At 67.1% G+C, this 11,296-nt stretch carries 12 protein-coding genes and 1 pseudogene; 10 read left to right on the top strand and 3 right to left on the bottom strand.

Going from position 1 to position 11,296, the window contains the following annotated elements; genetic code table 11:
* Nucleotides 1-297 precede the first annotated feature (297 nt).
* The 6 genes and pseudogenes from HY68_RS41345 to HY68_RS41340 form a co-directional block, all read left to right on the top strand.
* Nucleotides 298-894, top strand: a complete 597-nt coding sequence (locus HY68_RS41345; protein WP_078864116.1) for a thioredoxin family protein — start codon at nucleotides 298-300, stop codon at nucleotides 892-894.
* Complete coding sequence (locus HY68_RS36000; RefSeq protein WP_042000035.1) at nucleotides 891-1,403, top strand: hypothetical protein; 513 nt, start codon at nucleotides 891-893, stop codon at nucleotides 1,401-1,403. The genes HY68_RS41345 and HY68_RS36000 overlap by 4 nt, the downstream gene beginning before the upstream one ends.
* A 145-nt stretch (nucleotides 1,404-1,548) precedes the next feature.
* Nucleotides 1,549-1,860 carry a hypothetical protein gene (locus HY68_RS43095; protein WP_157874515.1) on the top strand — a complete coding sequence of 104 codons (312 nt, stop codon included), beginning with the start codon at nucleotides 1,549-1,551 and terminating at the stop codon, nucleotides 1,858-1,860.
* Nucleotides 1,861-1,921: 61 nt separating this feature from the next.
* Nucleotides 1,922-2,197: a transposase family protein gene (locus tag HY68_RS44585; protein ID WP_063779746.1), complete on the top strand. Its 276-nt coding sequence runs from the start codon at nucleotides 1,922-1,924 to the stop codon at nucleotides 2,195-2,197.
* Entirely contained in the window at nucleotides 2,125-3,498 is a 1,374-nt protein-coding gene (locus HY68_RS35990) for an ISL3 family transposase (RefSeq protein WP_206742987.1), read from the top strand. The genes HY68_RS44585 and HY68_RS35990 overlap by 73 nt, the downstream gene beginning before the upstream one ends.
* Before the next feature lie 341 nt (nucleotides 3,499-3,839).
* Nucleotides 3,840-4,123, top strand: a pseudogene (locus HY68_RS41340) (transposase); the annotation flags it as partial.
* Between the two features lie 98 nt (nucleotides 4,124-4,221).
* Here HY68_RS41340 and HY68_RS35985 read toward each other — a convergent pair.
* The 3 genes from HY68_RS35985 to HY68_RS35970 form a co-directional block, all read right to left on the bottom strand.
* A protein-coding gene (locus HY68_RS35985; RefSeq protein ID WP_241778876.1) for an IS3 family transposase occupies nucleotides 4,222-5,456 on the bottom strand; the annotation gives its coding sequence in 2 pieces (ribosomal slippage) (nucleotides 4,222-5,135 and nucleotides 5,135-5,456; 1,236 coding nt in all).
* Between the two features lie 134 nt (nucleotides 5,457-5,590).
* Entirely contained in the window at nucleotides 5,591-6,247 is a 657-nt protein-coding gene (locus tag HY68_RS35975; protein ID WP_042000028.1) for a response regulator transcription factor, read from the bottom strand.
* Nucleotides 6,247-7,497 (bottom strand): sensor histidine kinase, encoded by a 1,251-nt coding sequence (locus HY68_RS35970; protein WP_198533504.1) that lies wholly within the window; start codon nucleotides 7,495-7,497, stop codon nucleotides 6,247-6,249. Before HY68_RS35970 ends, HY68_RS35975 begins: the two co-directional genes overlap by 1 nt.
* 133 nt (nucleotides 7,498-7,630) lie before the next feature.
* On the opposite strand from HY68_RS35970, the gene HY68_RS35965 reads away from it, so the two are divergent.
* The 4 genes from HY68_RS35965 to HY68_RS35950 all read left to right on the top strand — a co-directional run.
* Complete coding sequence (locus tag HY68_RS35965; protein WP_042000022.1) at nucleotides 7,631-8,539, top strand: ABC transporter ATP-binding protein; 909 nt, start codon at nucleotides 7,631-7,633, stop codon at nucleotides 8,537-8,539.
* Complete coding sequence (locus HY68_RS35960) at nucleotides 8,536-9,381, top strand: ABC transporter permease subunit (RefSeq protein WP_042000019.1); 846 nt, start codon at nucleotides 8,536-8,538, stop codon at nucleotides 9,379-9,381. Before HY68_RS35965 ends, HY68_RS35960 begins: the two co-directional genes overlap by 4 nt.
* Nucleotides 9,382-9,429: 48 nt before the next feature.
* Nucleotides 9,430-9,702, top strand: a complete 273-nt coding sequence (locus HY68_RS35955; protein WP_042000017.1) for a trypsin-like peptidase domain-containing protein — start codon at nucleotides 9,430-9,432, stop codon at nucleotides 9,700-9,702.
* Between the two features lie 466 nt (nucleotides 9,703-10,168).
* Nucleotides 10,169-11,296, top strand: a 1,128-nt coding sequence (locus tag HY68_RS35950; RefSeq protein WP_063779745.1) for an epoxide hydrolase family protein, incomplete at its 3' end; no start/stop codon positions are given.

Genomic DNA, 11,296 nt, shown 5'->3' with positions numbered 1-11,296 from the left:
ACTCCGACGGCTCGACAGCCGAGCACGTCTCCGCAGTGGTCGATGCGCTCCGCTGCGTCCTGGCAGGAGTTGCCGTCATCCTGATCTGCACCGCCACATTCCTTCACCGGCGAACCCGGCTATCCCCGGCCGCAGTCGGCCGGCTGCGCAACTGGCTGGGGTCCCACGCCGGCACCAGCCAACGCGGCGAGACCTCCCCGCGCTGCGGGGATTCGAGCATCGTCAACCCAAGTACGAGCCGCCAACGGGCCAGCGTTATCCTCCTGCGACTGATCACTTACAGAAGGGGATCCCCCAATGCTCCGAAGACGTCTTGCCCTGGCGGCTGCCATATCAGCCATCACACTGACCGTCGGCTGCGACTCCGGCAGTACCACCGCAGCGCAGGCACCGGTGGCCACGACAACTTCCCCTTCAAGCAGCGTGCCCAAGGCTGCAACGTCCCCCAGCAGCCCGACCGCCCCGGCGCCACCGGCAGCCGCTCACGGTCTGCCGGAGGGATACGACGCCAGCCGAAACGCAAAGGCCGACATTCAGGCTGCCCTCGCGACAGCGGCAAAGAAGCACCGGGAAGTGCTGATCGATTTCGGTGCCAACTGGTGTCCCGACTGCGGGTCACTGGACGCATTGTTCCGTTCGGCCCGGGTCGAACCGCTGTTGCATAAGGATTACGTCGTGGTCGCTGTGGACGTGGGCGAGTTCGACCACAACATCGACCTCGCCGAACAGTACGTCGACCTGCAGACCAGCGGCATCCCAGCCCTGGTCGTCCTGAAGTCGGACGGGACCCCCCGGACCGCCACGAACGACGGGGCCTTCTCCAACGCCCGCGCCATGGACCCTGACCAGGTCAGCGCATTCCTGACCCGCTGGGCACCCGGCGCAAGCACGTGACGACAGGACGGGCGTGGGGCGTTGCCCTGGGCGCGGCCACGGCTGCCATCCTTGTCCTTAGCGGATGCGGAACCACCCGGGTCCCTGAACCGACAGCTCACGCCACGGCTCACGGCGTCACGGTCACCGTCACACTGCTGCCTGCGTCCAACGGCCGGCGCGAGCTCCAGGCAACCTTCAAGCCGCAACAGCCCGGCTTCCACATCTACAGCATCGACCTCCCCCCACATGGCATCGACGGACTGGGCATCCCCACCAGGCTGTCGGTGCAAGGCAGTCTCACCGCGGTCGCCAAACCGACAGCGAACCTCGCGACCCGCCTCCTGCGACCGGCAGGTCTCCAGTCCGAGATCCCCGTCTATCCAAACGGTGCCGTGACGTTCACCCTGCCCGTCCGACAAACCAGCAGCCGCCAGGCAGACGTGATCGTCAGTTACGGAGCCTGCAGCAAAAACACCTGCCTCATCCCCGTCAAACACAAAGTGATCCACCTGAACCTCAACTACTGACTCCGGCCGTCAGAGTGACTTCAGGGTGTCGAAAGTGAGACCGGCTCCAACGATCAAGCCATCGAGGAGTTTGAGACGGCTTGACGTCTCACATCGGCGTTGACCGGCACCTTCTCCAGGGGGAAGATCCTCGCGAGGTGATGTGGTGTCGGCAAACGTCGTGCGCCGGCCGTTGTTCACATGGTTGTCGACGGCAGCGGGAACAGGTTTCTACGTGTGTGCGGTCGGGGTCGCCGGCTTTCTCCCTGATGCTGGCTATGGTCCGCCGTTGGTGATTGCCGCGTTCACTCTCTTCATCTGGATGCTCGGATGGCACTCGGCAATCCGGTTCACCGTCACCCATGTGTCCATCACCAACATCCTTGTGACCTCCACTGTTGCTTGGCAAGACGTTGCACGGGTGACAGTGAGCGATGGCTTGTGCATCCAATTGCGGGTTCTGTCGACGATCTTGTGATCCGGACGGTCGAGCGGCCCGTGCCGACTGTTCGCGATCATGCATCGCGTGCTCTCGTGATGTGCTCTTGGAGCTGTTTCCTTACCTGTCCGCGCTGTTGATCGAGGAGGTCGAGAGACAGCCGGACAAGGTGGTGTTGCGGACCCGGGTGCGATCGGCGACTGGAACCTGCCGGTGCGGCCAGAGCTCGGCTCAGGTGCATGGTCGGTATGTACGCAGGCTGCGTGATGTCGCCGTCGGTGGACTCGGTGTGGTGATCGAGTTGTGCGTGCGCCGATTCCGCTGCGAGAACCCGGCCTGCACGGCGGTGACGTTCGCCGAGCAGATCGCGGACTGACCACCCCGCACAGTCGCTATAGCCCGCTGCTGCGTGAGGTGTTGACACGGGTCGGGCTGGTTCTGGCTGGCCGGGCGGGAGCCCGCCTCGCTGCCACGCTCGGCATCACCGTGGGCAAGGACACGCTGTTACGGCTGGTCAGAGCGCTGCCCGATCCGGAGATCGGCGAGGTGGAGGTACTCGGTGTTGATGACTTCGCCTTCCGCAAGGGGCGGCATTACGGCACCGTGCTCATCGACATGGCCACCCACCGTCCCCTGCACCTCTACGACGGCCGTGAGGGTGAGGATCTGGCCGCGTGGCTCCGCGACCACCCCGAAGTGAAGGTCATCTGCCGCGACCGCTCCGGCGGATACGCGGAGGGTGCACGACTTGGGGCCCCACAGGCCGAACAGGTCGCTGATCGCTATCACCTGTGGGCCAACCTCGGCCAAGCGGTCGAGAAGTCGGTGAACGCCCATCGCTCCCGTCTGGCCGAGCCGGCTTCGAGCACTGCCGAGATGCCTGATGCCCTGGAGGCGGAGCCGGAGGAGGTTCGACCACCTTCGGAGCTGAAGATCGTGACTCGGCTGCGTGAGCAACACGCCGCCGCCCACGAGCTGTGGGCCACCGGCATGTCGAAGGCGGCGATCGGGCGGAAGCTCGGGCTGCACCAGGCCACCGTCCGCAAGCTGGTCAACTCCCGCTCCTCGGACGATGTCGTCGCCAAGAGCCTGCAGCGGGCACATATCGTCGATCCGTACGTCCCGCACCTGCACCGGCGCTGGAACGAAGGCGTCAGAAATGCCGCCCAGCTCTACCGAGAGATCCAGCAACTCGGCTATCCGGGCGGCGAATTGGCCGTCCAGCGCCATCTGCGGCGCTACCGCACCGGGCGCGGGCACGCACCCCAGCTCGGACCGAAGCCGCCGTCGGTCCGCGAGGTCACCTCCTGGATCATGACCCACCCCGAGCACCTGCGAGACGAGGACGCCGACAAGCTCCATCGTCTGCGCGATCGGGATCCCGAGCTCGACCGGCTCACAGTCCATGTCCGGAAGTTCGCCGCGATGATGACCGGACTCCACGGCGACCGCCTCGAGGGCTGGATCACCGACGCCGAGCAGGCCACCCTGGTCCCGCTCGCAGGCTTTGCCCGCAACCTCCGCCGCGGCTTCGACGCCGTCCGCAACGGACTGTCCCTGGCCTACAGTTCCGGCGCCGTTGAGGGCAACGTCAACCGGCTGAAGATGCTGAAGCGCCAGATGTTCGGCAGGGCCAGCCTCGCTCTCCTTCGCAAACGAGTCCTGCTCGCACACTGAGCCCGAACCGTCCGGATCACAAGATCGTCGACAGAACCCAATTGCACGACGGGCGAGAGATAGGTTCGATCGCCTTCGGCGGGTCTCTGATCGGCTCGTTCAGCGGTTACCCGACGTATCAGAAGGCGAACGAGACTCTCCGAGATGCGCGTAACAAGGCTCGCCCGCACAACAAGCGGGACGGCCCCGTTCACCTGCGATGGTCTGTGGACTGGCGGCGACAGCTGGTCGCTGCTGCGATGATCTACGCTCCAATATTTTGCGTTCTGGGCGTCCGCGGGTGACGGAATTGGGCTTGAGCGTGCCAAGGTCTGGAGCACCGCTGGGGCGACGCCAGCACCTTCGCCACCGCGGGACACCTCGCCTCCTACACCGGCCTGGCACCCGCCTCCCGCATCACCGGCTCCTCCATCCGAGGCGAACAACCCTCACGACGGGGGAACAAACAGCTCAAACACGCCTTCTCCCTCGCCACGTTCGCCTCCCTCGCCGACCCGGCCTCCCGCACCTACGACGACCGCAAACCGGCCCAGGGTAAAACCCACACCCAAGCTGCCTCGCACAACGCCGCATCGACGTCCTGTTCACCATGCTCCGCGACGGCACTTTCTACGAATCGCGAGCCGCGGCACAGCCTGACCTGGGGCGCGAAGCAAGCCGGCCCCCTACAAGGAGGAACCCTCCACGGGCCTTCCCCCACGAACGTGGGCACGCGGTTATTGGTCACGCGGCGAGCGTGAGTTTGGCGGCGTGGTGTCGTCGTTCGTATTCGTCGGGGCTGAGGTGGCCGTTGGTGGAGTGTCGGCGTCGGGTGTTGTAGCGGGTCAGCCAGGCGAAGACGGTGCGGCGGCAGGTGGTGGCGTCGCCGTAGTCGTGGGCGCCCTGGAGGGTCTCGCGTTTCAGGGAGGCGTGGAAGCTTTCGCAGGCGGCGTTGTCGGCGCTGGTGCCGACCTTGCCCATCGACCGGGTCACCCCGAGCTGGTCGCAGAGGCCGGCGTAGGCCCTGGATCCGCCCTGGGCCCCGTGGTCGGACTGAAAGACCGCGCCGTCCAGGGAGCCGCGGGTGCGGGCGGCCATCCGCAGGGCGTCAGTGACCAGGTCGGTGCGCATGTGTTCGGCGATGGACCAGCCGACGGCCTTGCGGCTGAAGCAGTCCAGCACCGTCGCGAGATAAAGGAACTTCCCTCCCTGGAGGGGGAGATAGGTGATGTCGCCCATGAGCTTGAGTCCGGGCTCGGTGGCGTTGAAGTCCCGGCCGAACAGGTCTGGGGCGGTCCCGGCTGCCGGGTCGGGGACGGTGGTGCGGACACGTCTGCGCAGGCGGATCCCGGTGATGTCGAACGTCCGCATGACCCGGGCGACCCGTTTCTCGTTGACTCGGTGGCCGTTCTCGCGGAGCTCGGCGGTCACCCGAGGGGAGCCGCAGGCGCCGCCGGACTCGCCGTGGACCCGGCGGATCTGTTCGGCCAGGACCACTTCCTCCCGCTGCCGGGCGGCGCGGGCTTCGGCGCCGGCGCACCACTTGTAGTAGCTGGACCGGTTGACGTCCAGGACCTGGCACAGCCGCTTCACCTCGTAGGTGGCCCGGTGGTCGTCAACGAACTGGAAGCGGCTGATCACCAGTTCGTCTCCCCGGCGAAATACTTGGCCGCCTTGCGCAGGATGTCCCGCTCGGTGGCGAGCTTGCGCTCACTCGCCTCGAGTTCCGCCACCCTTGCCTCCAGGCGGCGGACCCGCTCGTCCGGATCCGCCGATGCGACCGCTGCCGGCTGGGAGGCAGGCCGCGTAGGCGCGGCGGTGACGCCACGGCGTCCGCGGTCCCGCAGCACCCACTCACGCAGGGTCGCCCGGTTGATGCCCAGGTCAGCGGCGATGCTCTTGTACGTCCCCCCGGGTGTGGACTCGTACAGGGCCACGGCATCGGCCTTGAATTCGTCCGAATAGTCCTTCATCGCCATCGGCGGTCTTCTCGCTTCCTCCGGATCAAGCAGATCCAGTATCAGCGTGTCCACCACTCAGGGGGAGGCCCCCTACGCTGGCACCAGCCGCATAACCCGTGTTCAGCATTCGGGGTCAAGGCCCGTCCGTCCACTCACTGGGATGTCGCCACCAGGCCCGACTCATAGGCCAGGATCACTAGCTGCACCCGGTCGCGGGCATTGAGCTTGGCGAGCAGGCGGGTCAGGTAGGTCTTGGCGGTGGCGATGCTGATGGAGAGCTCGCCTGCGATCTCCGTATTGGACAGGCCTCTGCCGACGAGGGTCAGCACCTCCCGTTCCCGGGCGGTGATGCCGTCGAGCTCCGACCGCCGCGGCGGTGACACTGCGGGTCGGGTGAACTCTTTGATCAGCCGGCGTGTAACGGCTGGTGCGATCAGAGCGTCCCCGGCGGCAACGATCCGGATTGCGGCAAGGATGTCGTCCAGAGCCATGTCCTTGACGAGGAATCCGGACGCGCCGGCGTGCAGCGCCCCATAGACGTGGTCGTCGTCGTCGAAGGTCGTCAGGACGACGACACGTGTGGCGCCGGTGCCCGCCGTGATCAGCCCGGTGGCCTCGATGCCGTCCATACCGGGCATCCGCAGGTCCATCACGACGACGTCGGGGGCAAGTTCCGCCGTCAGGCGTACCGCTTCCGCGCCGTCTTCTGCCTCGCCCACCACCTCGATGTCCGCGGTGTCGGTTATGACCATCTGCAGGGCGGCCCGGACCAGGGGCTGGTCGTCGGTGAGCACGACACGGATGGTCATCACGCTCCCGCCTTCGCTTCTGCCGCGGTATCTGCCGGGGCCGGGAGTCTGGCCGCTACCAGGAAGCCGCCCCCGGGACGGGACCCGGCCGTGAAATCGCCGTGCAGCAGGGCGGCCCGCTCACGCATGCCGATCAGGCCGTATCCAGTGTCCGTGCTGGTGCCGCCGCCTTTGCCTCGGTCCGAGACCTCGACGGCGAGTTCGTCCGCGCGGTAGTCAATGCGCACCTGGCAGGAATCGGCACCCGAGTGCCGTACGGCGTTGGTCACCGACTCCTGGACGATCCGGAACGCCGCGACGTCGATGTCGGCCGGCAGCGGGCGCCGCCTGCCCTGCCACCGCACCTCCACGCGGACCCCGGCGGCCGTGGTCGTCGCGGCGAGCTGTTCCACGTTCGCCAGTCCGGCGGCCGGTCGCAGGGATCCCGGCGCGTGCGCGCGGCCTTGGCGTTCCTCGTCGTGGTCGGCCTGTCGCAGCGCGCCGAGCATTCTTCGCAGCCCGGACAGTGTCTCGCGGCCGGCCATCTCCACGGTGAGCATCGCCTCGCGGGCTCTGGCCGGCTGAGTTTCGATGACCCGGGCCGCAGCGCCGGCCTGCAAGGCGATGATGCCGATACTGTGGGCGACGGTGTCGTGCATCTCGCGAGCGATGCGCAGCCGCTCGGCGGTGACGGCCTCGGCAGCGGCCCGGGCGTGCAACTCTGCGGTGTGGACCCGGGCCTGATGCGACGAATTACCGATGAGCCAGGCGATGACCACGCTCAGGGCCACGAGCGGCTCCTGCGCGATGCTGGAATCGTCGCCCGTGATCAACCGCAGGACGAGGTAGCCGGCCAGTATGCCGAGCGCCGCGGCGGCCGCGGTGAGCGAGCTGCGCCGAGGCCGGGTGGCTGCGAGGTAGCAGAGGGCGATATCCACGGCCAGGAACTGCGTGGGCGGAATCTCATCCTGCCGCCAGGCCACCGTCGAGATGACCGTAGCGACGATCACCAGACCGTACGCGGCGGAGGTCCTGCGGCGCAGCACCGCACTGCCGGCCAGGATCAGCACGAAGGCGACGGCGAGCAGCGCCTGGGCTCCGAGCGAGTCGAGCCCGTCCTGGGGGTAGTTGAGCGAGTACGTCGGCGCTTGCGGCATCACGACGTACTCGACAATGGGTTCGACTGCTGCCGCGTACCACGCCAGTGCCGTCCACAGGCCCGGCGGTATGCGTTTGAGCAGCGGCAACGGCAGCGGCGGTGAGGCAGACATGCATTGATCGTAAGCACCTGCATCTGACGGCACATCCGACCGCGGCCGTACAACCACGGTTGACACCCGTCCTCTCCGATCGTCACCGGTGGTCCGATGACAGGCAGGGTCGCCCACCGGCACCGTTGTCCCCGTGATCGAAGTCAACGAGCTCACGAAGCGATACGCCGGCACGACGGCCGTCAAAGATCTGACCTTCACCGTGCGGCCCGGCCAGGTGACCGGGTTTCTCGGTCCGAACGGCGCCGGCAAGAGCACCACACTGCGGATGATCCTCGGCTTGCATGAGCCCACCAGCGGCACCGTCACCGTCGACGGCCGCCCTTTCCGCGACCGCCCCCGCGGCCTGCGTCATGTCGGCTCCCTTCTCGACGCGCACGATGTGCACGGCGGGCGCAGCGCGGTGGCGCAGCTGTCCGCCCTGGCCCGCAGCAACCGCATCCCGCAGCACCGGGTGGAGGAGGTGCTGCGGGAAGTCGGCCTCGCCGAGGTCGCCCGGCGCCGCGTCGGCGGATTCTCGCTCGGCATGAAGCAGCGGCTCGGCATCGCTTCCGCCCTGCTCGGCGACCCCCCGGTACTGCTCTTCGACGAGCCGCTCAACGGCCTCGACCCGGAAGGCGTGAAGTGGGTGCGTGACCTGTTCAGGCGTCTGGCCGCCGAGGGCCGCACGGTGTTCGTCTCCAGCCATCTCATGTCCGAGATGGAGCACACCGCCGACCAGCTGATCGTCATCGGCCGCGGCGAGCTGATCGCGGCGGAAAGCCTCACGGAGTTCTCCGCTCGCGGCACCCGGCAGAGCGTCACGGTGGGCACGCCCGCCGCTGCCGCCCTGAGAGATCTGCTGATGGCCGAGGGCGCGGCCGTGGACACGGCGGGCGACCTGCTTGCCGTGACCGGTATGACCGCGGCCCGGATCGGTGAGATCGCCATGGAACACCGCATTTTGCTGCATCACCTCGGCACCCGGCCCGCCTCATTGGAACAGGCATTCATGGAGCTCACCGCCGACAGCGTGCAATACCCCGCAGGAGACCCCCAGTGACCACGACATACGCTCCCGTTGGCGGACTTGGCACCGACGAACCCCGCGCCCGCTTCTACGACCTGGTGGCCGCCGAGTGGATCAAGCTTCGGTCGCTGCGTTCGACCTGGATCGCGTACGGGGCCACTGCCCTGGCCGTCATCGCGTTCAACGCGGGAACCGCCTACGACACCTACAACTACTGGCCGGAGCGGAGCGCGGCGGACCGGGCCGACTACGTCCAAGCCGGAATTCCGCTGCAGGAGGCATTCACGGCGAACGCCGCCATGGTCATGATGCTCGCCCTCGGTGCCCTCGGCGCCCTCGCGATCATCGGCGAATACAGCACGGGCACCATTCGCACGACGTTCGCGGCCGTTCCGGCCCGCCGTTCGGTGATGGCCGCCAAAACAGTGGTCGTCACCGCGGTCACCACCGTCTTCGGCTCGATCGTCGCGGGGGCCTCATTCGGCCTGACACAGGCGATCCTCGACCGCCGGGACGCCGGCATATCGATCAGCTACCCGGGCGCCCTGCGTGTCGTAGCGGCGTCCGCCCTCCTCGCACCCGTGTGCGCGGTCGTCGGCATGGCCATCGGCTCCGTCATCAGGCACACCTCGGCCACCATGACCGCCGCCGTGGCGGTCATCCTCGTGCTGCCCACCGTCTTCACCGAAGGCCGTCACTGGTCTGCGGTCGCCGCTCACGCCACGCTCTATCAGGCGTGGTTGCGGCTCGTGGAGATCGGCCCCCACCAGACCGACTACCCGTGGACGACCAGCGGAGCCTGGACCGTCTACGCGGTATGGGCGCTCACCGCAGCCATACTCGCCGTCACCAGCGCACAACGGCGCGACCAGTGAGAGGGCCAACTGGCCAACATTGTCATCCCCGTAGCGAAGATCCGGCGCATGCCGGACAGCCTCCTGCGCAACAAGGGCTTCGCCGGGACTGCCTTCTTACTCAACGGCACCGACGGTCTCGCCATGACCGCCGCACACGTTGCCGAGCAGCTCACTCTGAGGGAAGCGGCTGTCCTCTTACGTGGCACGGACGGACGTCGGCAGCCGGCCGTCGTACGAGGCATCGAGATTCATCCCACCCAGAACGTTGCCCTGCTACGGCTGGAGCCTGGCACATATCTCTCCCCCCTCCTGCTGAGTCACCATCAGGAATACACCTAGCGCGTCGCTGACCAGTCAGGGTCCATCCCCGCACCCGCCGGGAGAGAAGCGACTTCCCCAGCCACAAGGTCTACGCCCAAGCCAAGCGTTCCGACCTACGGCTCATCACCTGTGCCGGGACCTTCACCAAGAACACCAGCTACAGCGCGAACATCGTCGTCTACGCCCACCTCACCAGCCCCCCGCCAGAACCGAAGCCCTGACCCCGCTGGTGGCTCTGTTCACTGCTGTCGGTCCTTGCCAACGGTTGCGAGCCGTACCGAACTCCTCGCCGGAAAGTCCCGCTGGAGTCCGACGCGCGCGCTGCCTTAGCAATCGGTTGCACCTATATTTGCCCGGTATGAGGTTGCTTCAGAGGGGGGCCGAACCGGACTGAGGCGGCGATGCAGCCGGCCGAATCCGCGGCATACAGATCAGGAGCCGACGACCATGTGCCAGGAGAAGCTCGAAAGGGGGGCCGCGTCCGATGCCGTCCATCGAGCCATTCACCATCGCGGTGACTGAGGAGACCCTCAGTGACTTGCGGGCCCGTATTCACCGCACCCGATGGCCCCAGCGCTCGCCAGCACCCGCCTGGCAACAGGGCACGGACCTCGACTACCTGCGGCAGGTGCTGGCCTACTGGGCGGACGACTTCGACTGGCGCGCCCAGGAGCGCCGGCTCAACGGCTTCAAACAGTTCCGCACCGAGGTCGATGGAGTGAAGCTCCACTTCGTGCACGAAAAGGCCGTCAACGGGCAGGGCATCCCGTTGGTCCTCACTCATGGCTGGCCGAGTTCATTCGTCGAATATCTGCCGTTGGTGCCGTTGCTGACCGATCCGGCCGCACACGGCATCGACGGCCCGGCCTTCGACGTCGTCATTCCCTCACTGCCCGGATACGGCTTTTCCGAACGCCCCGACCGGACAGGAGTGAACACCCGCCGCGTCGCCGGACTATGGCACGAACTCATGGGCAGCCTAGGATACCGGCGCTACGGCGCTCAAGGAGCCGACTTCGGGTCGGCGGTCACCACCTACCTGGCCCTCGATCACCCGCAAAGCCTGATCGGGATCCATCTCAGCAACCTCGACCTGCATCCCCACACCGGACCCGGCACCCGCCCCCTGTCCGCAGCGGAGCGTGCCTACCTCGCCCAATATCGTCGCTGGCGCTCGGACGACCGCGGCTACGGTGCGATCCAGTCCACCCGGCCCCAGACCCTCGGCTACGCGCTCAACGACTCACCGGCCGGACTGGCCGCGTGGGTACTGGAGAAGTGGCGGGCATGGTCCGACTGCAAGGGCGACATCGAACACTCCTTCTCCCGGGACTTCCTGCTCACCGTCATCACGCTCTACTGGTGCACCGAAACCATCACACCCTCCATGCGCGATTACGTCGACAACCTCGCACACGAATCCCTGGGCCCTGAAGACCGGGTCGATGTACCGACCGCCGTGTCCGTCTTCGCCAACCAATTCCTCGACGACGGCGCACCGCCCCGCGAATGGGCCGAACGCACCTACAACGTCCAGCGTTGGTGGCCCATGCCCGCCGGCGGCCACTTCGCCGCGACCGAACAGCCCCTACCGCTGGCACGAAACACCGCC

It is taken from the genome of Streptomyces sp. AcH 505, assembly GCF_000818175.1.
In the GTDB taxonomy this organism is placed as follows: Bacteria; Actinomycetota; Actinomycetes; order Streptomycetales; family Streptomycetaceae; genus Streptomyces.
This window is presented reverse-complemented; position numbering and strand designations above follow the sequence as displayed.